Origin of the sequence: Achromobacter anxifer (assembly GCF_903652925.1) — a bacterium.
Lineage (GTDB): Bacteria > Pseudomonadota > Gammaproteobacteria > Burkholderiales > Burkholderiaceae_B > Achromobacter > Achromobacter anxifer.
Genome location: NZ_CAHLAR010000001.1, coordinates 984,158 through 1,009,365 on the forward strand (window position 1 = coordinate 984,158; position 25,208 = coordinate 1,009,365).

25 protein-coding genes are annotated in these 25,208 nt (G+C 67.5%); 16 read left to right on the forward strand and 9 right to left on the reverse strand.

All coding sequences use genetic code 11. The features are described 5' to 3' along the window. Nucleotides 1-188: 188 nt before the first annotated feature. Together HWY37_RS04460 and HWY37_RS04465 are read right to left on the reverse strand one after the other, a co-directional pair. Nucleotides 189-1,220, reverse strand: a complete 1,032-nt coding sequence (locus HWY37_RS04460; RefSeq protein WP_176087953.1) for an NAD(P)H-dependent flavin oxidoreductase — start codon at nt 1,218-1,220, stop codon at nt 189-191. Then, nucleotides 1,217-2,038, reverse strand: coding sequence for an IclR family transcriptional regulator (locus tag HWY37_RS04465; protein ID WP_176087954.1), 822 nt, complete (start codon nt 2,036-2,038; stop codon nt 1,217-1,219). The genes HWY37_RS04460 and HWY37_RS04465 overlap by 4 nt, the downstream gene beginning before the upstream one ends. Nucleotides 2,039-2,120: 82 nt before the next feature. On the opposite strand from HWY37_RS04465, the gene HWY37_RS04470 reads away from it, so the two are divergent. From HWY37_RS04470 to HWY37_RS04500, 7 genes are all read left to right on the forward strand, one after another. Then, the gene (locus HWY37_RS04470; RefSeq protein ID WP_176087955.1) at nt 2,121-3,314 is read left to right on the forward strand and encodes an iron-containing alcohol dehydrogenase family protein; all 1,194 of its coding nucleotides are present in this window, start codon (nt 2,121-2,123) and stop codon (nt 3,312-3,314) included. Between the two features lie 11 nt (nt 3,315-3,325). Beyond that, on the forward strand, nt 3,326-4,789 hold the full coding sequence (locus HWY37_RS04475) for an aldehyde dehydrogenase family protein (RefSeq protein ID WP_175208716.1): 1,464 nt from the start codon (nt 3,326-3,328) through the stop codon (nt 4,787-4,789). Between the two features lie 24 nt (nt 4,790-4,813). After that, nucleotides 4,814-5,779: a Bug family tripartite tricarboxylate transporter substrate binding protein gene (locus HWY37_RS04480; protein ID WP_175208717.1), complete on the forward strand. Its 966-nt coding sequence runs from the start codon at nt 4,814-4,816 to the stop codon at nt 5,777-5,779. A gap of 60 nt (nt 5,780-5,839) precedes the next feature. Continuing rightward, on the forward strand, nt 5,840-6,589 hold the full coding sequence (locus HWY37_RS04485) for an SDR family NAD(P)-dependent oxidoreductase (RefSeq protein ID WP_175208718.1): 750 nt from the start codon (nt 5,840-5,842) through the stop codon (nt 6,587-6,589). Further along, nucleotides 6,586-7,083, forward strand: a complete 498-nt coding sequence (locus tag HWY37_RS04490; protein WP_175208719.1) for a MaoC family dehydratase — start codon at nt 6,586-6,588, stop codon at nt 7,081-7,083. Before HWY37_RS04485 ends, HWY37_RS04490 begins: the two co-directional genes overlap by 4 nt. Beyond that, nucleotides 7,080-9,233: an acetate--CoA ligase family protein gene (locus HWY37_RS04495; protein ID WP_175208720.1), complete on the forward strand. Its 2,154-nt coding sequence runs from the start codon at nt 7,080-7,082 to the stop codon at nt 9,231-9,233. Before HWY37_RS04490 ends, HWY37_RS04495 begins: the two co-directional genes overlap by 4 nt. A 65-nt stretch (nt 9,234-9,298) precedes the next feature. Further along, entirely contained in the window at nt 9,299-10,045 is a 747-nt protein-coding gene (locus tag HWY37_RS04500) for a citryl-CoA lyase (RefSeq protein WP_176087956.1), read from the forward strand. A gap of 18 nt (nt 10,046-10,063) precedes the next feature. Here HWY37_RS04500 and HWY37_RS04505 read toward each other — a convergent pair whose 3' ends face one another. Further along, a complete protein-coding gene (locus tag HWY37_RS04505; RefSeq protein WP_175208722.1) occupies nt 10,064-10,723 on the reverse strand; it encodes a glutathione S-transferase family protein in 660 nt (219 codons plus the stop codon). Between the two features lie 82 nt (nt 10,724-10,805). After that, the gene (locus HWY37_RS04510) at nt 10,806-11,852 is read right to left on the reverse strand and encodes a LysR family transcriptional regulator (RefSeq protein ID WP_176087957.1); all 1,047 of its coding nucleotides are present in this window, start codon (nt 11,850-11,852) and stop codon (nt 10,806-10,808) included. 29 nt (nt 11,853-11,881) lie between these two features. Here HWY37_RS04510 and HWY37_RS04515 point away from each other — a divergent pair, with 29 nt between their 5' ends. From HWY37_RS04515 to HWY37_RS04535, 5 genes are all read left to right on the forward strand, one after another. Further along, entirely contained in the window at nt 11,882-12,400 is a 519-nt protein-coding gene (locus HWY37_RS04515) for a thiamine pyrophosphate-binding protein (protein ID WP_246302195.1), read from the forward strand. Between the two features lie 2 nt (nt 12,401-12,402). Next, nucleotides 12,403-13,008: a thiamine pyrophosphate-dependent enzyme gene (locus HWY37_RS04520; protein ID WP_175208725.1), complete on the forward strand. Its 606-nt coding sequence runs from the start codon at nt 12,403-12,405 to the stop codon at nt 13,006-13,008. Then, on the forward strand, nt 13,005-14,630 hold the full coding sequence (locus tag HWY37_RS04525; protein ID WP_175208726.1) for a GMC family oxidoreductase: 1,626 nt from the start codon (nt 13,005-13,007) through the stop codon (nt 14,628-14,630). The genes HWY37_RS04520 and HWY37_RS04525 overlap by 4 nt, the downstream gene beginning before the upstream one ends. A gap of 18 nt (nt 14,631-14,648) precedes the next feature. Then, nucleotides 14,649-15,626: a Bug family tripartite tricarboxylate transporter substrate binding protein gene (locus HWY37_RS04530; protein WP_175208727.1), complete on the forward strand. Its 978-nt coding sequence runs from the start codon at nt 14,649-14,651 to the stop codon at nt 15,624-15,626. Nucleotides 15,627-15,752: 126 nt separating this feature from the next. After that, nucleotides 15,753-16,976 carry a hypothetical protein gene (locus HWY37_RS04535; protein ID WP_176087958.1) on the forward strand — a complete coding sequence of 408 codons (1,224 nt, stop codon included), beginning with the start codon at nt 15,753-15,755 and terminating at the stop codon, nt 16,974-16,976. 13 nt (nt 16,977-16,989) lie between these two features. On the opposite strand, the gene HWY37_RS04540 is transcribed toward HWY37_RS04535, so the two are convergent. From HWY37_RS04540 to HWY37_RS04550, 3 genes are all read right to left on the reverse strand, one after another. Then, nucleotides 16,990-18,216: a hypothetical protein gene (locus tag HWY37_RS04540; RefSeq protein ID WP_176087959.1), complete on the reverse strand. Its 1,227-nt coding sequence runs from the start codon at nt 18,214-18,216 to the stop codon at nt 16,990-16,992. Nucleotides 18,217-18,274: 58 nt separating this feature from the next. After that, the gene (locus HWY37_RS04545; protein ID WP_425485005.1) at nt 18,275-19,234 is read right to left on the reverse strand and encodes an LLM class oxidoreductase; all 960 of its coding nucleotides are present in this window, start codon (nt 19,232-19,234) and stop codon (nt 18,275-18,277) included. A gap of 98 nt (nt 19,235-19,332) precedes the next feature. Further along, a complete protein-coding gene (locus HWY37_RS04550; protein ID WP_176087961.1) occupies nt 19,333-19,956 on the reverse strand; it encodes a glutathione S-transferase family protein in 624 nt (207 codons plus the stop codon). 119 nt (nt 19,957-20,075) lie between these two features. On the opposite strand from HWY37_RS04550, the gene HWY37_RS04555 reads away from it, so the two are divergent. After that, nucleotides 20,076-20,960, forward strand: coding sequence for a LysR substrate-binding domain-containing protein (locus HWY37_RS04555; RefSeq protein WP_175208732.1), 885 nt, complete (start codon nt 20,076-20,078; stop codon nt 20,958-20,960). Nucleotides 20,961-20,975: 15 nt separating this feature from the next. On the opposite strand, the gene HWY37_RS04560 is transcribed toward HWY37_RS04555, so the two are convergent. Both HWY37_RS04560 and HWY37_RS04565 read right to left on the reverse strand, forming a co-directional pair. Then, nucleotides 20,976-21,467: a MarR family winged helix-turn-helix transcriptional regulator gene (locus tag HWY37_RS04560; RefSeq protein WP_246302184.1), complete on the reverse strand. Its 492-nt coding sequence runs from the start codon at nt 21,465-21,467 to the stop codon at nt 20,976-20,978. Between the two features lie 4 nt (nt 21,468-21,471). Continuing rightward, entirely contained in the window at nt 21,472-22,488 is a 1,017-nt protein-coding gene (locus tag HWY37_RS04565) for an NADP-dependent oxidoreductase (RefSeq protein ID WP_176087962.1), read from the reverse strand. 122 nt (nt 22,489-22,610) lie between these two features. Here HWY37_RS04565 and HWY37_RS04570 point away from each other — a divergent pair, with 122 nt between their 5' ends. The 3 genes from HWY37_RS04570 to kce are packed head-to-tail and all read left to right on the forward strand — an operon-like array spanning nt 22,611 to nt 25,199. After that, nucleotides 22,611-23,066, forward strand: a complete 456-nt coding sequence (locus HWY37_RS04570) for a MaoC family dehydratase (RefSeq protein WP_175208735.1) — start codon at nt 22,611-22,613, stop codon at nt 23,064-23,066. Between the two features lie 11 nt (nt 23,067-23,077). Continuing rightward, a complete protein-coding gene (locus tag HWY37_RS04575; RefSeq protein WP_175200698.1) occupies nt 23,078-24,244 on the forward strand; it encodes an acyl-CoA dehydrogenase family protein in 1,167 nt (388 codons plus the stop codon). Nucleotides 24,245-24,266: 22 nt separating this feature from the next. After that, on the forward strand, nt 24,267-25,199 hold the full coding sequence (gene kce / locus HWY37_RS04580) for a 3,5-dioxohexanoate:acetyl-CoA acetone transferase (RefSeq protein ID WP_175208736.1): 933 nt from the start codon (nt 24,267-24,269) through the stop codon (nt 25,197-25,199). Nucleotides 25,200-25,208: the final 9 nt, after the last annotated feature.

The window sequence follows — 25,208 nt, forward strand, 5'->3', positions numbered from 1 at the left end:
TATAATTCGCTCTACGAATTAATAATTCGTTTAATGAATTGATGATACTTGGGCTCGCGGGACGCCGCAATGGGCGGACCGTCAGCGCGTGGCCGGAACGAGGCCGATCGGGCATGAAAAATCCCTGCCGCGCGCGAGGCGGGGCAGGGATGCGGAAGGTCTGGAATCTCGCTGGCGCGGGCAGGGCTTCAGGCGGAATCGACCATGCGCCTGAAGCGCGCGCTGGCCTCTATGCATTCCAGCTGCAGCCGCCGCACGATGCTTTCCACGGGCTCGATGCCGCGCGCGAAACCCACCGCCGGTCCCATGGACAGCATGCCTTCGTCGTGCTGGCCGGCCTGGTAGGCCAGGGCCTGGGTGCGTTCGCCGCTGATGAGTTCGCCGAAGTCGGCGTAGCTGCGCGCGCCGGCCTGTTCCAGGGCGGCGACCTTGCGGGCGTTTTCGTTGTCGATGATGCGCCAGGTGTCGCCCAGGCTGCCGAGCACGGCGCGGGTGCCGTGCTCGTCGGTGTCGACCACGCGCTGCTTGTAGGCCTCATGCGCCGGTGTTTCCTGCGCTGGCGTGAAGACGCTGCCCATCACCACGGCATCGGCGCCCAGCGCCAGCGCCGCCGCGATCTGCCGGCCGTGGCCGATGCCGCCGCCCAGCGCCAGCGGAATGCGCAGCTGTTCCAGGGCGTAGGCGCCGTTGAGGAAGGTGGGCAGCTGGTTGCTGCCGGGATGGCCGCCTTCTTCCATGCCGACCAGGGTGACCGCGTCCACGCCCATGTTTTGCGCGGCGACGGCATGGCGCACGTGCGCGCACTTGTGGATGACCACGGCGCCGGCCTCGCGCAGCGCGGGCAGCAGCGGCGTGGGCGGCAGCCCCGCCGTTTCAAACAGCCGCACGCCTTCGTCGAGCGCGATGCGCAGCCGCGTCAGCATGATGTCGTTGCTGGCCGCGCGGCGCGACAGCGTGAGGTTGACGCCGTAGGGCTGGCCGCCAGTCAGTTCGCCGCAAGCGCGCAGCGCCTGCCTGAAGTCATCGTCCGTGCGCGAGCTGCGGGCCGTGATGAAGCCCATGCCGCCGGCGCGGACCATGGCCGCCACCAGGCGCGCATCGGACAGCCACATCATGCCGCCCAGCAGCAGCGGCCAGCGTATGCCCAGCAGTTCGGTGATGCGGGTGGGCCAGTGTTGCGGAATCGCGGGCGCGCAGGCCGACGCGGAAAGCTGGCTCACACGTGCCTCCCCATCAGCAGGATGGGCTGCAGTTCGCCCGCCAGCTGCCGCAACGTGGGGCCGACTTCGTCGAGCATCAGCGCCTGCGGCAGCAGCGCCGCCGGGCCGCCGCAGCTGACCACGTAGCGCTCGTCGGCCGGCAGTTCGATGGCGGCGGCGACCGTGTTGATCTGGTAGGCGGGGCGCTCGTGATAGACGAAGCCGCGCTCCGCGTAGCGGGCGATGGCCTCGGCCATGGCCTGCTGTTCCGCGGCGTCGCCGACCTTGCCGGCTTCGCGCGCCTGTTCCAGCAGTGCGGCGCGCTCTTCGGGCGAGCAGCAGGCCAGGTAGGCCCAGCCGATGGCGCTGTGGAACAGGGGAATGCGCGAGCCTACCCGCAGGTTCATCAGCAGCGGCGAGTTCCCCTGGCAGCGCAGCAGGTAGACGATGCTGTCGCCGTCGCGCCGGCCCAGGGCCACCGCCACCTGGTAGCGGTCGGCCAGCGATTGCAGCAGCGGCCGGATGACGTCCAGCGCTTCCTGGCCCGCCAGCGCGGCGCCGCCCAGTGCGATGGCGGCGATGCCCAGTTGAAGCTTGTCCTTGCCCGGCACGGCGGTAAGGAAGCCGGTTTTCTGCAGGGTGTGGCACAGCCGCCAGACCGTGGGTTGCGCCAGCCCGGTCAGGTGGGCGAGTTCGGTCGTGCCCAGCATGCGCCGTTCGGCGCTGAAGCAACGCAGGATGTCCAGCCCGCGGGCAAGCGCGGTGACGAACTGGCGGTCGGGTTCGGCGGATTCTTCGATGGCGTCTTTGGCGGACGCGCGGGGCGAGGCTCTTGACATGGGCAAGCTCCTTTTTTTATGATCAATTCACTAAATGAATTATAAATTCGCATAGCAAATTATGCAAGATCAGGAGGACGATGTGAGCGGTCAGCAAGATTGTGCGCTCCAGGCCCAGGGTGTCATGGCCTGGCCCGGAGTTTGCCACTGGGGCGCGGACGCCCTGGCCCGAAGCGTGGCGGCGGCCGGCGCGCGGCTGCGCCTGCCGCTGGTGGTGACCGACGCCGGCACCTGGCGCGCCGTGGGTCCGGCGGTCGAGGCCGTGCTGTCGGCCGTGCCCGGCCTGCAATGGCAGGTCTATGACGGCGTGGTGCCCAACCCGGCGATGGCGCAGGTGCGCGCGGCGCTGAGCCAGGCGCGCGGCCAGGGCTGCGCCAGCATCGTGGCCGTGGGCGGCGGCAGCGCCATCGACGTGGCCAAGGCGGTGTACGCCTGCCTGGCCGGCGGGCTGGAAGCCGACGAATTGCAGACGCCGCGCGGACAGGCCTGGCTGGATTCCGCGGCCGAGGCCGGCGATCCGCTCTTCATCGCCGCACCCACCACTTCGGGCACCGGCAGCGAAAGCAGCTCGGCCGCGCTGATACAGGGCGACGATGGCCGCAAGCGCCTCTACCGTTCTCTGCGCACGCGCCCGTCCCTGGTGGCGCTGCAGCCCGGGCTGACGCTCAGCCTGCCGCCGCGCCCCACGGCGCAGGGCGGCTTCGACGCGGTGCTGCATGCCCTGGGCGCCTGGATCAATACCGATCCCTCTCCCGTCGGCAAGGCCATGGCGCTGCAGGCCCTGCGCCTGTGCATGCGGGCGCTGCCCGAAGTCCTGCGCGCGCCGGACAGCTTGCAGGCGCGGGCCGACATGCAGATGGGCGCCTACATGGCGGGCGTCGCCATCGGCATGAGCAAGGTGGACGCCGTGCATGCCATGTGCACCCCGCTGGAATCCCGCGTGCACATGGCGCACGCGGAAGTGCTGGGCCCGATCTTCAGCGTAGTGGCGCGCCATACGGCGCAGACCGCGGCCGCGCCCTATGCGGCAGCCGCTCGCGCCCTGGGCATCGCCGCGACGCAGGACGAACAGCACGACGCGCTGGCCCTGATCGAGTCGGTGGAGTCGCTGGCGCGGCTGGCCGGCATTCCCTTGCGTTTCGAAGGCCTGACCTTGTCGGAGCAGGACGCCGCGCTTCTGGCCAGCCAGGCCATGCTGAGCGCGTCCATGCCCATCAATCCGCGCGCGCTCGCGCCGCAAGAAATCCAATCCCTATACCTGCAAATGGCCGCGTAAGGAGCGCCCGCATGGATGTCATTGATTCCCGTCCCTATGAACTGCTGATCGGGGCCGACTGGCGCGCCGGCGCCGCAGGCCGCACGTTCGATACCTACAACCCGGCCACGGCGCAGGTGCTGGCCCGCGTGCACGAAGCCACGGAAGCCGACGTCGACGCCGCGGTATTGGCTGCGCACACCGCCTTTGAGACCCATTGGCGCAAGACCACGCCGGCCCAGCGCGGCAAACTGCTGCGGCGCCTGGCCGAGCTGTTCGAGCGCGACCGCGAGAAGCTGGCCTGGATCGAAACGCTGAACGTGGGCAAGCCCATCACGCATTCGCTGGATTCGCTCAAGGGCATGCCGGCGTCGCTGGAGTATTTCGCCGGCATCATTCCGGCCCTGCGCGGCGAGACCATTCCGGTGGGCAATGCGGACGTGCTGAATTTCACGCTGCGCGAGCCGCTGGGCGTGTGCGCGCTGATCATGCCGTGGAATTACCCGATGACGCTCACCATCAACAAGCTCGGTCCGGCGCTGGCCGCGGGCAACACGGTGATCATCAAGCCCTCGGAGGTGACGCCCCTGTCCACCATGGCGCTGGCGCGGCTGTTCGAGGAAGCCGGCTTTCCGCCCGGGGTGATCAACGTGGTCAACGGCTCCGGCGCCACGGTGGGCGAACGGCTGGTCACGCATCCCCTGGTGGCGCGAGTGTCGTTCACGGGCGGCACCGTGACGGGCGCGCGCATCCAGGCCGCCGCGGCGGCCGACGTGAAGCGCGTCACGCTGGAGCTGGGCGGCAAGTCGCCGCTGATCGTGTTCCAGGACGCGCCGCTGGACAAGGCGGCGGCCGTGGCCGCGGGCGACATCATCAAGAATTCCGGGCAGGTGTGCATAGCCTGCACGCGCTTGCTGGTGCAGGAATCGGTGCGCGAGGAATTCCTGGGCCTGTTGCAGCAACGCCTGGACGCCGTGCGCATCGGCTCGCCCACGGATCCGGCCACCGAAATGGGGCCCCTGGTCAGCGCGGCCCAGAAGCAGCGCGTCGAGAAATACGTGGGGCTGGCGGCGGAAGAGGGCGCGCTGCCTTCGCGCCACGGCCAGATGAAGCTGGACGGCGGCTCGGACCAGGGCTACTTCGTGGCGCCCACGCTGCTGCTGAATTCGCATGCGCGCATGCAGAGCGCGCAGGACGAAATCTTCGGGCCGGTGCAATCCGTCATCGGCTTCAGCGACGAGGCCGACGCCTTGCGCATCGCCAACGACACGCGCTACGGCCTGGCCGCGGTGCTGTACACGCGCGACGGCGGCCGCGCCCTGCGCATGGCGCGCGGCCTGCAATCGGGCAGCGTGGCCATCAATACCGGCCTGCGGACCTCGTTCGACGCGCCGTTCGGCGGCTACAAGCAGTCCGGCGTCGGCAAGGAGCGCGGGCTGGAAGCCATCTACGAAAACACGCAACTCAAGAACATCAAGTACGACACGACGCTCTAGCGTGTCGGCAAACCAGGAGACAACATGAAGTTCATCGTCAAGCTGGCCACGGGCCTCGCCGCCTGCATGCTGGCCGCCGGCGCGCACGCGGAATGGCCCGACAGGCCGATCCGCATGGTCATCGGTTTCGCGCCGGGAGGCGCTTCGGATATCGCTTTCAAGATGGTGCAGGACGAGCTGTCGAAGAAGCTCGGACAGCCGATAGTCCCGATCTACAAGCCGGGCGCCAACGGCAACATCGCCAACCAGGCCGTGGCCACCTCCGATCCCGATGGCTATACGGCGCTGTGGGCCAACGTCGGGCCGCTGGCCATCAACACCTATCTCTACAAGGGCGTGCAGCTCGACCCCGGCAAGGCTTTCGTGCCGGTCACGCAAGTGACGGATTCGCCGCTGGTGGTGGTGGTGCCGAAGACCTCGCCGTTCCACACCATGCAGGACCTGGTGCAGGCGGCGAAGAAGCCGGATGCCGGGCTGTCCTACGGGTCCGCCGGACATGGCAGCTCCATGCACGTGGCCGGCGCCGCGCTGTCGCTGGCCCTGGGGGCGCCGATGACGCACGTGCCCTACAAAGGCAGCGCGCCGGCGCTGCAGGACCTGATCGCCGGACGCCTGTCCTTCATGGTGGACAGCCGTTCCACCACCGCGCCCTTCATCAAGGAAGGCACGCTGCGCGCGCTTGCTGTCAGCGGCGACCAGCGCGTGGCCGACATGCCCGACGTGCCCACGGTGGCCGAATCCGGCGTGCCCGGCTTCAAGGTGACGACCTGGCAGGCCGTGGTCATGCCGGCAGGCACGCCCCAGCCCATCGTCGACAAGTTCTCCAAGGCGTTGCGCGACACCTTGCAGATGCCCGAAGTGCAGGAACGCTTCGCCCGTATCTACACGCCGCTGGTGGGCAGCACGCCTGAAGCCTTCGCGGCCTTCTGGGCCAAGGAGCGGGCCGGCGCCCAGGCGCTGGTGGAAAAGGCACGGCTGCAGGTCGATTGAACGCGGGGCCCGGGCGGGCCCGGCGGGGCAGGAATATTGAAACTTGAATGGAATGGCATCATGGATCTGGAACTGAAGGGTTGCACCGCTTTCATCACGGGCGGCGCGGGCACGCTGGGCATGGCAATGGCCAGGCGCTTCGTGCAGGAAGGCTGCAACGTGGCGGTGTGCGACGCCAATGAAGAGGCGATCGAGTCCGCCTGCGCCGAGCTGTCGGCCTTGGGCGGCAATGTCCTGGGCGTGCGCGCCGACGTGACGAACAAGGACGAGGTGGGCCGGGCCGTGCAGCAGGCGGCCGAGCGCTGGCAGAAGGTGGACATCCTGGTCAACAACGCCGGCTTCGCGCGCGACCGCTACCTGACCAAGATGTCGGAGGAAGACTGGCACGCGGTGCTGGACGTGACGCTGCTGGGCGCTTTCCACTGCTCGCGCGCGGTGCTGCCGCTGATGATGGAGCAGCGCTTCGGCCGCGTCATCAACATCGCCTCGCGCGCACACCTGGGCAATCCGGGGCAGACCAACTATTCCGCGGCCAAGGCCGGCCTGATCGGCTTCACCCGTTCGCTGGCGCTGGAATCCGGCAAGTTCGGCATCACCGCCAATGCGGTTGCGCCGGGCGTCATTTCCACGCCGCGCATGCAGAAGCGGCCCGACTACGAAGAACTGACGGAGCGCGCCAAGACCAACACGCCGGTCGGCCGCCTGGGCGATCCGGCCGACGTGGCCGCGACGGTGGCCTTCCTGGCGTCGCGCCTGGCGGGCTTCACCACGGGCGAGACCGTGCACGTGACCGGGGGGCGCTACGCATGAGCACGCCTTTCGATCTGGACGAACACCTGGGCCGGCGCCTGTACTTCGAGGACCTGGTTCCCGGGCAGTCCTGGGAAAGCCCGCGCCGCACGGTGACCGAGGCCGACGTGGTGCAGTTCGCCGGACTGTCCGGCGACTACAACGCGCTGCACACGGACGCCGTGTTCGCGGCCGGCCATCCCTTCGGCCAGCGCGCCGCGCACGGCATGCTGACCCTGGCCATCGCTTCCGGGCTGACCACGCGCATGCCGGTGTACCGCCTGATGGACGGCACCCGGCTGGCGCTGACCGAGCTGCGTTGCCAGTGGCGCAAGCCCGTGTTGATCGGCGACACCATCCATGTAGAGCTGCGCATCGGCGACAAGACGCTGTCGCAGAAGCGGCCGGGCACGGGCCGCGTGACCATGTTGCGCACCGTGAAGAACCAGAACGGCGAGGTGGTGGCGGAAACGGAATGGACCACCTTGATGAAATGCCGACCGGAGGCCGCATGAGCGCCAGTCCTTCCCAATTCGATCCCAACGTGCGCTTCGACGATCTGGTGGAGCTGACGCGGCCGCGCTCGGTCATGATCGTGGGCGCATCGAGCAAGCCGGGCACGCTCGGCCACACCACCGTGGTCAACGTGCTGGAGCACTCGGACTTCGACGGCGAGGTGTACCTGGTCAACCCCAAGGGCGGCGAGCTGTTCGGCAAGCCCTTGCACGCCAGCGTGGCAGCGGTGCCGGCGCAAGGCATAGACGTGGCGCTGCTGCTGGTGCCGGCGGAATCCGCCGTTGACACGCTACGCGCCTGCGCCGATAAGGGCGTGCGCTACGTCATCGTGTTCACGGGCGGCTTCGCCGAGCTGGGCGAAGCCGGGCGAACGGTCGAGGCCGAGATGCTGGCGCTGGCCCAGCGCAGCGGCATGCGGCTGTACGGCCCCAACTGCGCCGGCATGACCATGCTGGCGCCGCGCCTGGGCCTGACCTTTTCCACGGAATTCCGCAACGATGGCAGGACCGGCAAGCTGTCGAGCATCGGCCTGGTGACGCAGGGCGGCGGCCTGGGCCGTTCGCTGATGCAGGGCAACGAGCGCGGCGTGTGCTTTTCGCGCTGGTTCTCCACCGGCAATGAGCTGGACCTGGACAGCGCCGACTTCATCAACTGGCTGGCGCATGATCCGGGCACCGACCTGATCTGCACGGTGATGGAAGGCATACGCAGCGGCCCGCGCTTCATCGCGGCCGCAGCCGCCGCCCGCCGCGCGGGCAAGCCGCTGATCGCGCTGAAGATCGGCCGTTCCGATTTCGGCAAGAAGGCGGCGCAATCGCACACCGCGTCCCTGGCCGGCGAGGACGCCGTCAACGACGCGGTGTTCTCGCAGTACGGCGTGATCCGGGTGGAAGACCTGGACGAGCTGCTGGACGTGGCCAGCCTGATCTCGCGGGTGGGCGCGCGCAGCCTGCGCAACATCTGCGTGTATTCCTCGTCGGGCGGCGCGGGCGTGCTGTCGGCCGATAAGGTGGGCGAAGCCGGCCTGTCCATGGCCGTGCTGGCGGACGAGACGGTGGCCGAGATGGCGCGCCACGCGCCCGCCTACGCGGCGCTGACCAATCCGGTGGACCTGACCACCAAGGCGCTGACCGATCCGGACCTGGCCCGGCGTTGCCTGGCGCCGCTGTTCGCCGACCCGGGCGTGGATGCGGTGCTCTATCCCATCACCTCCAACTACTCGGCCAGCACCGAAGGCCTGGTTCGCAACATGCTGGCCGTGGCGCAGGGCGGGGCCAAGGCTTTCGTGCCGGTGTGGATGAGCAGCCGTCGCGGGCCGGCCCATGACCTGCTCATCCAGGAAGGCTTTGCGCCGGTCTACAGCCTGCGCAACGCCATGCTGGCGCTCAAGCGCGTCAGCGGCTATGCGGCGCAGGCGGTGGAAGTGGCGCAGGCGGCGGGCGGCGTCGAGGATACCGCGCCCGCCGGCCTGCCGGCCGCCGCGCCCGCGGTGCAACTGCCTTGCAATGAAGCACAGGCCAAGGCCTTGCTGGCGCAGTACGGCGTGCGCGCGCCGCGCGAATCCCAGGCCGCCACCGCCGAGGATGCGGCCGAAGCGGCGCGCGCCATCGGCTTCCCGGTGGCGCTCAAGCTGGTGGCCGACGGCGTGCTGCACAAGAGCGAGATCGGCGGCGTGCAGCTGGGCCTGCGCGACGAAGCCGAGGTGCGCGCCGCCTTTGAGCGCATCCTCGCAAACGCGGCGCGGCATCAGGTGCCGGCCGCCGCCATCCGCGGCGCGCTGGTATCGGAAATGGTGGTGAACGGCGTGGAAATGCTGGTGGGCCTGCATCGCGACGAGGTCTTCGGCCCGGTGCTGAGCGTGGGTGCGGGCGGCGTGTGGGTGGAGGTCGATGCCGACGTGGCGCGCTGCCATCTGCCGGCTAGCCGCCAGCAGATCGAACACGCGCTGGACCAGACCCGCATCGCCCGGCGTCTGGCCAGCCATCGCGGCCTGCCGGCGCGCGACAGGGCGGCCCTGGTGGACGCCGTGCAGCGCATCGCGGCCTTGTTCACCGCCCTGGGCGACGGCGTGCAGTCGCTGGAGGTCAACCCACTGGTGGTGCTGGACGCAGGGCGCGGCGTGGTGGCGCTGGACGCGGTCATCGAATAGCAGGCCGGCGCGGCGGCTGTCCCCATCCGGGCGGCCGCTGCCTGCAAACAATACGGAGATTTCAGATGTTCGACAGCAAGATCGGCGGCGGCGACGCCCATACCATCCTCGTGCGCGGCCATGACCTGGTGCATGACCTTTTCAAGCGCGACTTCATCGACGTGCTGACGCTGGAACTGCTGGGCGAGTTTCCCACGCCCCAGCTCAAGACCATGCTCAACCTGTTCCTGGTGAGCGCGACGGACCACGGGCTCACGCCCAGCGCGCTGTCGGCGCGCTTGACCCTGCACGGCGCGCCCGAGGCCATGCAAGGCGCGCTGGCCGCGGGCCTGCTGGGAGCAGGCAGCCGTTTCCTGGGCGTGATCGAATACGCCGCTCGCTTTCTGCGCGACGCCTTGCCCAAGCAGGACAGCTACACCGACGAGGAGCTGCGCCGCTATGCCGAGGAATGCGTCGCGGCCAACAAGGCGGCCAAGCGCAAGATCCCCGGCGTCGGGCATCCGATACACGTGGACGGCGATCCGCGTTGCGAGAAGATGTTCGAGATCGCCAAGGACTGCGGCTATTACGGCAACTACTCGCGCTTCGCGGTGGAACTGGCCGCGGCAGCCGCGCGCCAGTCGGGCCGCAAGATTCCGCTGAACGCCACCGGCGCCAAGGGCGCCATCGTGCTGGACATGGGACTGACGCCGGAACTGGGCAAGGCCCTGACCATGATCGGCCGTTCGGTCGGCCTGATGGCCCACATCATCGAGGAGCAGAAGAATCCCATCGCCCAGAAGGTGTGGGACATGGCCGCCGGCAACGAATGAGGCCGGACCGGCCGGGACTCAGTCCCGGTCCGGCGCGCCCAGCGGGAACAGCGGCCGGTACGGCCGCGCTTCCTCCACGGCGCGCGCGAACGAGGGGCGCGCCAGCAGCCGCGCCCGATAGGCGCGCAGCACCGGGTAGGTCTCGGCGATCCGGTGCGTCCAATCGCCATAGAACAGCGAGGGCGCGGCGGCGCAGTCCGCCAGCGTGAAGTCCGCGCCGGTAGCCCAGGTCCTGCCGGCCAGGTGCGTTTCCAGCCAGGCGTAGGCGATTTCCAGCTTCTCGTCGGCAAGCGCCCGGGTTTCCAGGCGCTTGCCCTCGTCTCCCGAGAGCGCGCCGCCCACCGCATGCTGCGTCCAGTTCATGACATGCAGGTCGAAGAACCGGTCCAGGAAGCGCACCTCCAGCGCCGCCTTGGGATCGCCGGGCAGCAGCCGCTGCGGCCCGGGATGCTCCAGCTGCAGGTGCTCGATGATGATGCTGGTCTCGGCGATATTGCGGTCGCCGTCTTCCAGCAGCGGGAACTTGTGCAGGGGCCAGCGCCGCAGCCATTCGGCCGCGTGTTGCGGCGTGTCGGGGCCGATGCAGCGGAACTCGAACGGCGTGCCGTTTTCATACAGCGCGATCAGGACCTTCTGCGTGTAGGAGGAGAAGGGATGGCCGTATAGCGCGAGTGACATGGCGGTGTCTCCGAACGGAATCGCGTGGGGTGATGCCTAGCATCGCCGAGACGCGATGTAATCGCAATAGAGATCTGCGTGCTTAGTCTATCCCCCCTTTGGGCGGCGACGACAGGCCTTTGAGTATGTCGAGCAGCTCCTTGACCGGGAGGCGCATGGCTTCCGGGCCGCTGCGCGCAATCAATGCCAAAGGCGGCATCGTGACCACGGGCCTGACGTCCAGGGTGACAATTTCCTTGTTCAGCCTGGTCTCTTCCAACGCATGCTGTTCCCGCATGGGCCCGATGCTGTTTGGGTCCAGGCGCAGAAAGGTCAGCACGGTCAGCGTGGACAGGCATTCGATGCTGGGCTGCGGCGGCGTGACCCCCTCGGCCAGGCAGGCTGCTATGACGGCGCGCCGCAGCAGCGATCCGCGCGGCGGCAGTATCCACTCCTGCCTGGACAGTTGCTCCCAGCTGATTCTCTTCTTGCGCGCAAGCGGGTGCGTCCTGCTCGCGACCACGCTGAGCCGGTCGCTGGCCAACAGATTGACTTGCAGCCTGTCCAGGCGCTCATTGTTGAACTCGTCCGGCGCAAGGGCGCCGACGATGCAATCGAGTTCTCCCCTGAGCAGCTCTGCAATCAACAGATCGATCTGGAACTCGCGTATCTGCACGACCAGATTGGGCATGCGGCGGCGCAGCGCGACGATGCCGGCTGGCAGCATGCTGGCGCCGGAGAACGTTCCGATCCGGATCAGCCCGGACCCACCGGACCTCATGATGGCCGCCTCTTCCTGGGCGGCGCCCAGTCCGGCCATCAGCACATCCGAACGGCGTATCAGTTCCGCGCCGATATGGTTCGCGGCTATGCCGCGCGCCATGCGGTCAAACAGCGGGCCGCCGAAGACTTCCTCGATCTCCTGGATCATGCGCGTCACCGCAGGCTGGGAAAGATGCATGCGTTCGGCAGCGGCGTGCACGGTCGAAACCTCGCGCAGGTGGCTGAGCAGTTCCAGGTGGCGGATCCTGAGGCGTTTGAGCAAATTGGCGTCGGCGTTTTCCATCATTCTTCCGATCCGTTTTCCGTATCGATGTATCAGATTAAATGAATAGTGGATTATTGATCGGATTCCTAGAATCTGGGTCATTGCGTAGATGAGATGACACCGTGACTGCCATGCCCGCCTCCGTACCTGCCTCTGCCATAGTCGAACGGCTCGACGCCGGCGGCTTCCACAAGATCGTGACCGTGCCGGACTTCGTACAGCTCTCTGTCCATGAGCTGCTGGACAGGACGCCGCGCTTCCAGGTCATCCGGTGCTCGGACGAGAACCAGGCGATCCATGTCGCGGGGGGACTCCATATTGGGGGCCATAAGGTCGCCGTGCTGATACAGAACCAGGGCTTGCTCAACTGCCTGAACAGCTTGCGGGCGATCGGCCTGGATGCGGGGCTGCCCATGTTGCTGATGATCGGGCAGTTCGGCAGGGAGTTCGCCAATGTGGGGCAGGATCCCTCCCAGTCGCGGCGCCGCGTCGTCAATCTGGTGGAGCCCGTCCTGGACGTCATGGGCATAGGCCACTGGCGCCTGGATACGCCGCAGGAGTTGCCGAACATCGACCTGGCCATCGAGTCCTGCGCCGCGCGCTCGGGTCCCGCCGCGGTATTGATCGGCCACTACACAGCCTGGAACTAGCCATGAGCATTTCTACGCAGGACGCCTGCAAGATCATTCAAGAAGCCAAAGCTGGCGCCATCGTGGTCAGCACGATGTCCGCCATGCATGGCATGGATCAGATCGACCCTGACTACGCCTTCGGTCTTTCGTCGGTTCCCCTGATGGGCGGCGCGGCCGGCCTGGGGCTGGGTTTGGCGTTGTCGTTCCCCGAACGGAAGGTCATCGTTCTGGATGGCGACGCCAGCCTGCTCATGGAGCTTGGCGTCTTGGCGACGGTAGCGGGCATGCGCCCGGCAAATCTCTACCACTTCGTGTTCGCTAATGGCGTGCAGTTCAATGGCGGCGCCAACTTGCCGGTGGCGGGCGGGGGCGGCGTCGATTTCTGCGCGACGGCGCTGGCCTCGGGCTACGTCGGCGCGGTGCGCTTCGCACAGGCGGATGCGCTGCGTTCAGGAATAGGCGCATGGCTGGCGGCGCCGGCCCCGGCGCTGATCGAACTTGATATCGAGCCGACGCCGCCCCGGCTTGGCCCGCAACAGACCCAGCCGGAGCAGGGCGACGCGCGTTTCGCGCGCATGGGAGCGGAAGCGCGGCGGCTGATGCGCGCGCTGGGAACGGCACGATGAATTCGCCAGACATCTTGGATTATGTGGTGATCGGCGGCGGGTCGGCAGGTTGCGCAGTCGCGGCCGGATTGGCTCGCTCCGGCAAGCACAGCGTCATGCTGCTTGAAGCCGGCGAGGCCAGGCGCAGCATCTGGATCAGGGTGCCTGCCGGGGTGGCCTACCTGATACGCGACGAACGGGTCGTGAGAAAGTTCTACACGCAGCCGGAAGCCCGCCTGAAGGACCGCCCGATCTACTGGCCGCGCGGCCGCCTGCTGGGCGGATCATCTGCCGTCAACGGCATGATCTGGGTGCACGGGGATGCCAAGGAATACGACCGCTGGCGTGACGAGCACGGCCTTGCCGGCTGGGACGGCGAGTCGTTCAAAGCCTATCTGCGGCGCGTCGAGAGCTTCCAGGCCGGGGACCCGGCGGTCCGCGGCCGGCAAGGTCCCGTGGCGATCAGCGAGTATGGCCCGCGGCAGCCGCTGATGGATGCGTTCGTCGCAGCTTGCGTGCAAGCCGGCATACCTCGGAACGCCGACTACAACGGCAAGGACTATGAGGGCGTCGGATACCTGCAGATGAACACGCGGCGAGGCCTGCGGGTCAGCGCCCGCGACGCCTATCTTGCGTCGTTGCCGCGCGGCAGCGCATTGCGCGTGGAAACGGGCGCGATGGCGGAGCGCATTCTGTTCGAGGGCAACCGGGCGTGCGGCGTCGAATACCGCAAGAACGGCGTGCGCCGCCGCATCCTGGCCGCCAAGGAAGTGATCCTGTCCGCGGGCGCGCTGCAATCGCCGCAATTGCTGGAACTGTCTGGAATAGGCGATTCGGAGCGCCTGTCCGGGCTGGGAATTCCTGTGCAGCACCATGCGCCGTCAGTGGGCGAGGGTTTGCGCGACCATCTTCATGTGCGCCTGACGTATGAATGCCGCAACGCGCGCACGCTCAATCAGATTGTGCCCAGTCCTTGGCGCAAGGCGCTGATGGCCTTGCGTCTGGCGGCAAGCGGCGATGGCCTGATGAGCAGCGCCAGCGCGGTCGCCCATGCCCTGGTCCGGACCGATCCAGGCCAGCAGCAGCCCGACGCCAAGCTGCAGTTGCACTATCTGTCCAGCGAGGACGCCAGGACCGCGGGCAAGCTGGTGCTCGATGATTTTCCCGGATTCTCCATCGGCACCTTTGCGCTGAGGCCGAAGTCGCAAGGCTCGGTCCACATCGCGTCGAAGGACCCGGAGGCGGGTCCCGTCATCCATGGCAACTACCTCCAGCATCCCGACGACGTGCGCTCGACGCTGGGAGCGCTGCGGCTTGCGCGGCAGGTAGCCGGACAGCCGGCCCTGTCGGGATTCGTGGTGCGGGAGACGAGGCCTGGTCCCGCCTGCACCTCGGACGAGACCCTGCTGGACTACGTCGGCTCGCTGGGGCAGACCTCGTATCACCCCATCGGCTCTTGCCGCATGGGAAGCGATGCGGGATCGGTCGTGGATGCGCGCCTGCGCGTGCGGGGCGTGTCCTGCCTGCGAGTCGCGGATGCCTCGGTCATGCCGACGATGCCGTCGGCAAACACCAATGCGCCTTCGATCGCCATCGGAGAGAAGGCGGCGGACCTGATTCTGGAAGATGCCAGAAACGCTTAACAACTTTCGAGACAAACCATGAAAAAGCACATCAGAGGACTGATCGTTCTTGCGTCACTTTGCAGTCTCGCGGCGCCTGTGTGGGCGCAAGGAGAGGCCGCCTATCCCACGAAGCCGATCAGGCTGATCGTTCCATCTCCGGCGGGCGGGGAGCCTGACACGTTGGCGCGCCTGGTGGCCCAGCAGATGAGCGCCGATCTGCGGCAGCCGGTCATCGTGGAGAACAAGCCGGGCGCGGGCGGATTGATAGGCATCGCCGCGCTGGCCAACTCCAAGCCCGATGGCTACACCATAGGCGTCTCCTATCAGGCGGCCTTGTCCCTGTCGCCGCATTTGCTCGTGAAGAAGCTCTTCGATCCTTTGAAGGACATCGCGGGAATCGGGCTGATTTCGGTGTCCGGAAACGCATTGATGGTTCCCGCAAAATCTCCGATCTCTTCCTATGCCGATCTGGTGCAGCGGGCCAAGGCCAGCCCGGGAACGATGAACTTCGGTTCCTGGGGAGACGGCAGCGCCGGACACATCAGCGGCGAAATCATGAAGCGTTACGCCGGCATAAGCATGCAGCACGTCGCGTACAAAGGATCGAGCGAAGCGTTGATGGGCATGCTGGCCGGCGATCTGGACGCGACCTTCGGAGGCTGGGCGCTTGCGTCGGCGCAGGTCAAGGCCGGCGCGGTCCGCGTTCTGGCGGTGACGTCGCCCGAGCGGGCCAGCATGTTTCCCGACGCGCCGACCTTCCAGGAGCTCGGCATACCTTTCGGTTTGAACTCATGGTACGGCGTGATTGCGCCCGCCGGCGTACCGGCGCCTGTCGTCCAGCGCCTGCAGGCTTCGGTGGAGCGGGCGGTGGGCCAGGAGTCGGTGGCTGCCAGCCTGAAGACGATGGGCATGCAGCCGCAGTCGTCCACGGCCGAACAGTTGCAGCAGCGCATCAAGACTGACTATGAGGTCTGGGGCAAGGAGATTTCCGCGGCAGGCATCCAGCCGCGCTAGGTCAAGAAACTGTCTTCGAGCAGGAACGGAAAGGAAATAAGCGTTATCCTGCCGCCAGACTAGATCCTCGGCCGCCATGTGCATTACCGGCAGGCGCCGAGATCGCAACTGGCGAGGACATCGCACTTGAAGCCCCTCCGGCACTATCTGTTCGGCATAGTCGTTTCCTTCCTGCTGGCCGCATTGCTGGCGTTCCTCGGCATCTCGCTCGTCTCCAACCCCAATCTCGGCTGGGGCGCGCAGGCGTTGCTGAGCTACGGCCTGTTGTTTGGCGGGCCCTTGGCTGTGGTGCTGGCGCTGTGCTGGATCGTGTACATGGTGCGCGACAAGGGGCAGGTGCCGGGACGCGTGCATGCGCTGCTGCTGGCGCCCACGGCGCTGGCGCTTGCCATCGTGCCCGTCAGCGATTCCATCGACCGCAGCCGGCAGGACAGCTTCCGCGCGTCGAACCCCGCGATCCAGGAGGTGCACGTCAACCTGAGCGGCCGCAGCATCGGGCTGGACATGCGCGAGGCGTCCACGTCTTCGGGCGGCGCGCGCAGCACCATGGAGCCCGGGTCGGCGGAGCAGCGCATGTATTCCAGCTTTCCCCGCTATCCGGGCCAGGCAGCCATAGCCAGCGGGAGCTTTCCCTATGACGGCGCGCGCCTGAAGGATAGCGTCGACCATTACCAGTACTTCAACCTGGACGGGACGCCCGGCGCCTCGCTGCCCTTGCGCCGCCTGCCGTATCCCGATCTGGGCAAGCTGCCGTCCGCGTATCCGTATGGCGAGGCCGGGCTGGTGGTCTACCAGTATTTCCACTACGCCGATCACGTCGAGGTGGCGCCCGGCATTGCGCGCTTCAGTGGCATGACCGAGGATCGGATGGCGTCGGCGCGCATCCCCGGGCTGGCGATCTTCGGCCTGGAAAACCATACGCCGCAGACCATCGCCCGCGTGGAGATCAATGGCCAGACCTACGACATGGGCTCGTATGCCGCGCGCAGCCTGTTGTCGCAGCCTTGCGATCCGGCCCGTGGCGGCAGCCCGGCGTTGCTCGATCTGGAGCGGCCGGTGCAGGTGCGTTGGCAGACCATGGAGGAGCCTGGCGTGTGGCGCAAGGCGACGCTGACGGTGCCGGCCTTCAGCGCCGCGAGCCGCAAGGATCCGGATGGCGGCCTGCTGCGCGTGCTCCTGTACTTCCTGCCGGACGGGACGGTGGCCGCCGAGCGCTACAAGGAGATCCGCGTGCGCGACGAACTGTCCATACGCGCCACCGGACTGCCCGCTGCCGCCAAACCCTATACGGGCTGCGGCGGCGCGTACTACGGCTACAACCCGCAGACCGTGAAACTGCTGGCCAACTGAGTCCGGCGTGGGCCTACACGTCTTCGACGCGTTGCGACGGCGCGTAGGGCGTGCCCAGGTTCAGGATGGCGTAGATCCGTTGCGTGAACCGCTGGCGGCGGGTGGGCTTGCCCATGCGCCAGCGCGTGTCCAGCCACAGCAGGGGCAGGGCAAAGACCAGCCACACGACGCAGAACAGCGCCAGCATGAAGATCGCGAACTCGGGGAAGTCCCGCGATGAAGCGTCATCCGATCCCGTGTAGAAGTGCAGGCCGACCACGAACAGCCAGGCCGCCAGCAACAGCCCGCCGATCTGCTTCAGCATGCGCGCGCGCTGGCCCATGCCGACCCGGACGGGCGTGTCCTTGCCCGGCGCTCCGCCGAAGAAGCGGTGGCACATGTAGCAGCGGCCGTCCTCCAGATTGCGCAAGGCATAGACGGCGCGGTGCTCAGGCTGCACCGGGCCGGCAGGCACCGCCATTTCAACGCGGTCGTCTTCCGCCAGGAAGGGCAGCGCGTCGCCAAAGTTCTCCAGGGCGATCATGGCGTAGCTGGCGCGGTCGACGGTGAAACGATAGATGGCGAAATTTGGCCCCTTGTGGACATGGTGCATTTCATGCGTAAGGCCGGCCAGGTGGCCCTGGACGCGCGCAATCGGCGGATCGCCCTCGTCCTGCGCCGTCAGCGCGCGCAGGCGGGGTATCGCTTGCGGCGGCCCGGCGTCGCCGCCCGCGGGCCGCTGCTTGGGGTCGAATTGCGCCTCGCTGGCCAGGATCAGCGGGCGGTGGCGGCGGTTGTGCCAGAGGCCGTGCAAGGCCGATCCTGCGACCACCAACCCAACCAGCGCCGCGACCAGCGAGAAGACCATCAGGAACACCCGCGTCAGGCTGTCGATGCCGAGCAGCCACGCCAGCCACAGGCATGCCAGGCCCGCCGCGCCGCCGATGGCGGCTTCGCGCCAGCCCCGCTTTTTTTGCGTCTGGTAGCCGCGCGGAGGAATCGGCTGGCCCCGTGCCGGCACGGCCCAGGAGAAGACGGGGACTCCTTCCGCGCCGTCCATCACACCCATGCGCAGCGGCATTCCTTGTTGGTGCAGGCGTTGCAGCAGGTTGAGGTGTTCCGGCTCCAGCCCGGCGGCGATCACGGTCTCGCCGCCGAGCCGCAGGCTGGCGTCGCGCCGCACCACGGGCACGGCCAGCCGGACCTGGTCCAGGGTTCCTTCAATGATGCGGGCGGAGTGTTGCGCGGAGTGTTGCACCATGCGGGAGGGGCTTGAAAATCAAACCGCCAAGAATAGCGTAGGAGACAGCCGGACGCCGCTACCAGTCCGCAGGCAGCGTCGCCGGCCCCTCATGCGCGGGAAACTGCGGCAACACGTCCTCCGCCAGTTCCTGGATCACCTCCGCCGCGGGCCGCTGCGAGAACTGGATGCCGAGCGCGGCGTGATTCACGCCGGCCGCCCGCCATTCCTCCAGCAGGGCGATCAAGCCCTTTCTGCCCGTGCGCAACACGAATCCGCCGCGCAATGGCGTGCGCGGATGATCGGGGTCGTCGCTCAGGTCCAGCCATTCGTTGGTCATGTGCGGACGGAAACCGTCGTCGGGTATCAGGTTGCGCCAGGCGCTGATTTTTCCGGCCAGGCGTTGCGGTCCCTCGGACGTATGCGTGGCGTCGGGATAGGTCAGCCAGCCGTCCGCATGTTCGGCGATCCACGGCAGCGATTGTCCCGACGAGCTGGTGACGATCAGCGGAATGGCGCCGGCGGCGGGCTTGGGCAGGAACTCCGCGCGGTTGAAGCGTCCCAGCGGCGAGTCGATCTCCAGATGTCCCGGGCGCATCAGCTGGCGGAAGTACGACACCGCCTCGGCGAAGCGCGCCGCGCGCTCGCCATGCTCCAGCCCGTAGGCGGGAAACTCGACCGGCCGGTCCCCCGACGCAACGCCCAGGACCAGCCGGCCGCCCGACAACTGGTCGATGGTGCTGGAAGCCTTGGCCAGGTCGATGGGATGGCGCAGGGAGAAGATGGCGCTGCCGGTGGCCAAAGCGATTTTCTTCGTGTGCGCGGCCAGGAATGCCAGATAGGTGAACGGATCGAAGACCTGTCCGGCGTCGCCGAAGGAAGGGGAGTACAGGGGCACGTCGCGTACCCAGACGGCGGCAAATTCGTGCCGGTCGATCTGCCGCACCAGCTCCGACTGGCCCGCCAGAGTCGCCATGCTGCCTTCGTAAAAGCGCAGCGGCAGGAAGATGCCCAGGGTCAGGCGGCCGGGCGCGAACATGCGCCGGTAGCCGGGGTGCGCCGAGAAGGCGGGGTAGGAGGCGCCTGTCGCGCCGTGCAGCGGGAGAGTGGTATCCATGTCGAATATCCTCCTTCCCCTCACGCACCCGTCGCCGGCTCGGGCAAGGTGATGCCCTTGGCCACCGCCGGCCGCGCCGCCACGCGCTCGTGCCATGCGCTCAGATGCCGGTGATGGCTGAAATCGAAATCGATGATCCGCGCGATATGGCTCCAGCCGAAATGCGCAATGTCGGCGATGGAATAGGCGTCGCCTGCCAGGTAGGGGTGTTCGGCCAGCCTGCGGTCCAGCACCGCGAACGCATCCTCGGTCAGGCGCTGGTAGCGTTCCAGCGCGGCGGGGTTGCGCGCCTTGTCGAACACTTCAAAGTTCACGCGCTGCCCGATGATGGGGCCGACGCTGCTGGAATGGAACTGCAGCCACTTGATCGCTTCCCAGCGGCCCTTGGCGTCGGCGGGCAGCAGCTTGCCGGTTTGCTCCGCCAGGTACAGCAATATGGTCGCCGATTCGAACAGCACGATGCCGGTTTCCTCGTCGCTGAGAACCGGAATGCGGCCATGCGGATTCAGCGCCAGAAAGCCGGGCTGGCGGTGCTCGCCTTGCGAGATGCGCACATGATGCAGGCGGTAAGGCAGTTCCAGTTCCTCCAGGGCGATGGTGGCCTTGTAGCCATTGGGAGAACTATCGGTGTATAGATTCAACATGGGCTTGCTCATTTAAGATTGGCTAAATATTCAGGATCCCCTGCGGTCCAGAAATTCTCCTTCTATGAAGAGCGCGGGTACAGCGATCATTTCTCACAATTGAATTTAGGAAAACTAAAATGTCGGCCACGCTTCCACTGCAGGCGCTGCGCACTTTTGTCGAGGTGTCCCAGCGCGGCAGCATCACGGCGGCGGCCCAGGCGTTGCACGTCACGCCTGGCGCCGTCAGCCAGCAGATCCGGCTGCTGGAAGAGCGGCTCGGCCTTGCCCTGCTGGTGCGCGAACGCCACGGGATGCGCATGACCGAGGCCGGCGCCGACGTGTATCCGATGCTGAGCGCGGCATTCGCGCAGATCGACAAGGCGGTGGACGCGCTGGAGGCGATGAAGACGCGGCAGAGCCTGACCGTCAGCACGGTGGCGACGTTCGCGGCGTCCTGGCTGGTGCCCCGTCTGGGGCGTTTCAAGGAACGCCATCCCCACATCGAAGTCCGGGTCGAGGCAACGCCGGCCCTGGTCGATCTGCGGCGCGATCATGTCGACATCGCCCTGCGCCATGGGCTGGGGGACTATCCCGGATTGGACGTGGTGCCGCTGATGGCGCCGGTGCTGGTGCCGGTGGCCGCGCCGGGCATGCTGGCCGCGGGGGCCAAGCTGGCCACGCCGGCCGACTGCCTGGCTCACCCGCTGCTGCATGACGCGGACCGCGCCGACTGGCCGCTGTGGCTGCGCGCCCATGGCGTGGCCGACGATCCGCGCGCGCGGCGCGGCGATGCCTACGATGACGACTTCCTGTTGATCCGCGCGGCGGAAGCGGGGCAGGGCCTGGCGCTGGTGCCCGTGGCCTATGCGCGGGAAGAGATCGCGGCCGGACGTCTGGTGCAAGTGCTGGACAAGCCCTGGCCCGCCAGGTTCGCCTACTACGCCGTGAGCAGGCCCGGCGCCGCCAGGCGTCCCGAGGTCCGCGCCTTCATCGACTGGATCGTGGAGGAGGCCGCGGCGTGACGCGCCGGCCTGGCTTCAATCGAGCGGCTTGTCGAACGCCAGCAGATTGGCCTTCACCAGGCTCAGCATGTCGGCCAGCTGATGGCGCTGCGCCTGGCTCAGGCCTTCCAGTATGGCTTCGCTCATGCGGTCGCTCTTGCCGCGCATCCGCTCGATCATGGCCACGCCGTCGGCGGTAAGAAAGACCAGCTTGGCGCGGCGGTCCTGGCCGTCGGCGCCGCGGCGCACCAGCCGCATGGCTTCCAGCCGGTCGATCAGGCCGCCCAGCGCGGCGCGGCCCAGGTCCAGGCGGTCGGCGAGGTCGCTTTGCGACATGCCGTCGTGGCGCGACAGGTGGGCCAGCACCCACCACTGGGAACGGGTGATGCCCTCGGGCTTCATGACTTCGTCGAAGACCTTGCGGCGCAGCCGGGAGACGTCGTGCATCAGGAAGCCGAGGCGTTGATCCCAGTTTTCCGCGGCGCCGCGCTCGGGGGCGGAAGATTTTTTTTCAGCCTTGTTGGCCATGTGCTCATTCATCGTTGGAGGTCAGGCGGATAAGGCGCTTGCCGAAGTTGCGGCCGGCGTAGAGATCGGCGATGGCTCCCGGGGCGCTTTCCAGGCCGTCCTGTATTTCTTCCCTATAGCGTAGCGCACCGCTGCGCACCAGCGGCGCCAGGTGCGCGACGGCTTCCTCGTAGCGGTGCTCGTAGTCCCAGACCAGAAAGCCCGCCATCTGCGCGGCCTTGTTGAGCAGGTGGCGTTCGACGCGGGGGCCTTCGGGCCAGGGATCCCAGCTGGCGATGGCCGCGGTGCCGCACACCACGATACGCGCGTGACGGTTGATGCGGGGCAGTACCGCATCGCTGATGCGGCCGGCGGTATTGTCGAAGTAGACGTCGACGCCGTCCGGACAGTGCTGTTCCAGGGCCTGCGCCAGGTCGCCGGCGCGATAGTCGATGGCGGCGTCGAAGCCGAATTCTTCCACGCATATGCGGCGCTTTTCCTCGCCGCCAGCAATGCCCACCACGCGGCAGCCGGCCAGCCGGCCAAGCTGGCCGACGATGGAGCCGACCGCGCCGGCGGCGGTGGACACCACCAGCGTTTCGCCGGGCTGCGGCCGTCCCAGCGTGGACAGCGCGAAATGCGCCGTGATGCCGTTGAGTCCGAGCACGCCCAGCGACAGCGACAGCGGCAGGTCGGTTTCACGCACGATGCGGCGGATGGGCTTGCCGTCCGTCACCGCGTAATCCTGCCAGCCCAGCATGCCCATGACGTGCATGCCCGCGGCGTAGTCGGGATGGCGCGACTCCACCACCCGGCCCACGGCGAAGGAACGCATCACTTCGCCCACCGCGACGGGGTCGGAGTAATTGGCGGCGGCATTGACCCAGCCGCGCATGGCGGGGTCGACCGAGAGATAGAGGTTCCTGACCAGCAGTTCTCCAGGCTGTAGCGCAGGCAGCGCGCTTTCGCGGATGGCGAAATGTTCGGCCTGCGGAATGCCATGGGGGCGGGACGTCAGGACGACCTGGCGATTGACGGGCATGGGGGTCTCCTCGGGTTCCTACTTATATTGTATGCATGCATACATTATGTTAGCGTAAATTAAAGCGCAAGCGTAGGGACTGGCTTGCCGCGACCGCGGGACACACCGCCAAGGAGACAAGAATGGCAGGGCTGTATTTCGAGCAGTTCCATGTCGGCCAGCGCTTCGTGCACGACGTGCGGCGCACCGTCACCGAGACCGACAACGTGCTGTTCACCACGATGACGCACAATCCGGCCGCCATCCACCTGGACGCGGAGTACGCCAAGACCACCGAGTTCGGCCGGCCCTTGATGAACAGCGCGTTCACGCTGGGGCTGATGGTCGGGATCTCGGTGGGGGACACCACGCTGGGCACCACGGTGGGCAACCTGGGCTGGGACGAGGTGCGCTTTCCCCTGCCGGTCTTTGCCGGCGACACCTTGCGCGCCGAGTCGCGCGTGCTGGAGCTGCGCGACAGCAAGTCGCGTCCCGCCAACGGCATCGTCATCTTCGAACACCTGGCCTACAACCAGCGCAACGAGCTGGTGGCCTCGTGCCGGCGCAGCGCGCTGATGCTGCGCCAACCGCAGGCCTGAGGGAGCGCGCGATGGACTTTTCCTTGAACGAGGACCAGTTGGCGATCCAGCGCGCCGTGCAGGAAACGGTGGCGCGCTTCGACGACGAGTACTGGTTGGAACGCGACCGCGAGGGCGGCTTTCCCGAGGATTTCTACCGCGCCATGGCCGGCGCGGGCTGGCTGGGCGTGGCCATGCCCGCCGCCTATGGCGGCGCCGGCCTGGGCATCCTGGAGGCCGCGCTGATGATGGAAACCGTGTCGGCCAGCGGCGCGGGACTGAGCGGCGCTTCCGCGATCCACATGAACGTGTTCGGCCTGCACCCGGTGGTCGTGCACGGCAGCGAGGAACAGAAGGCCCGCTGGCTGCCGCCCATCATCAGCGGCGAACAGCGCGCCTGCTTCGGCGTGACCGAGCCGAACACCGGCCTGAACACCTTGAAGCTGCGCACCCAGGCGGTGCGCCGCGGCGACCGCTATGTGGTCAACGGCCAGAAGATCTGGATCTCCACGGCGCAGGTGGCCAACAAGATCCTGCTGCTGGCGCGCACCACGCCGCTGGACCAGGTCACAGAACCGGGCGGCGGACTGAGCCTGTTCTACACCGACCTGGACCGCAGCCGCGTCAGCGTGCGCGAAATCGAGAAGATGGGCCGCAAGGCGGTGGACTCCAACGAGCTCTTCATCGACGGGCTGGAAGTCCCGGTCGAGGACCGCATCGGCGAGGAAGGCAAGGGCTTCTCCTACATCCTGCACGGCCTCAATCCCGAGCGCGTCCTGCTGGCGGCGGAAGCCACCGGCCTGGGCCGCGCGGCTCTGCGCAAGGCCGCGGGTTATGCGGCCGAGCGCGTGGTGTTCGACCGCCCCATCGGCAAGAACCAGGGCATACAGCATCCGTTGGCGGAACGCTGGGTGGACCTGGAGGCGGCCGAACTGCTGTACCGGCGCGCGGCCTGGCTGTACGACCAGGGCCGGCCTTGCGGCGCGGAAGCGAACGCCGCCAAGTTTTTCTGCGCCGAGGCTGGGTTCCGCGCCTGCGAGACCGCGGTGCTGACGCACGGCGGGATGGGCTACGCGAAGGAATACCACGTCGAGCGTTATCTGCGCGAGGCGATGCTGCCGCGCATCGCGCCGGTCTCGCCCCAGCTGATTCTTTGCTACATCGCCGAGAAAGTGCTCGGCCTGCCGAAATCCTATTGAACCGGCTTCAAGGAGGCCAGCCATGCGTAAATCGCCGAAGGTCATCATCACCTGCGCCGTGACGGGATCGATCCACACGCCGTCCATGTCGCCGCACCTGCCCATCACGCCGCAGCAGATCGCCGACGAGGCCGTGGCCGCGGCCGAGGCCGGCGCGGCGATGGTGCACCTGCATGCCCGCGATCCGCAGACCGGCCAGCCCGACCAGACGCCGGAGCGCTTCGCGCAGTTCCTGCCCGACATCAAGGCGCGCTGCAACGCGATCATCAACCTGACCACCGGCGGCGGGCTGGGCATGACGCTGGACCAGCGGCTGGCGCCGGCGCTATGGGCCAAGCCCGAAGTGGCCTCGATGAACATGGGCTCGCTCAATTTCAACATCGCGGGCGCCGGGGAACGCATCAGCCAGTTCAAGCACGAATGGGAAAAGCCCTATCTGGAGATGACGCGCGACTTCATCCTGTCGAATACCTTCAGCCAGATCGAGCGCGGGTTGCGGACCATGTCCGACAACGGCACCCGCTTCGAGTTCGAGTGCTATGACGTGGGGCATCTGTACAACCTGGCCCACTTCGTGGACCGCGGTCTGGCCAAGCCGCCGTTCTTCCTGCAATGCATCTTCGGCATCCTTGGCGGCATAGGCGCCGACCACGACAACCTGATGCACATGCGGCTGATCGCGGACCGGCTGTTCGGCGACGACTACTACCTGTCGGTGCTGGCCGCCGGCCGCCACCAGATGTCCTTCGTGACGGCCAGCGCGCTGCTGGGCGGCAATGTGCGCGTGGGCCTGGAGGACAGCCTGTACCTGGGACGCGGGCAGCTGGCCGCGTCCAACGCGGAGCAGGTGACGAAGATCCGCGGCATCCTGGAAGCACTGTCGATGGAGATCGCCAGCCCCGCCGAGGCCCGCGCCATGATCCAGACCAAGGGCCGCGACCAGGTCGCATTCTGAGCAGGAGCC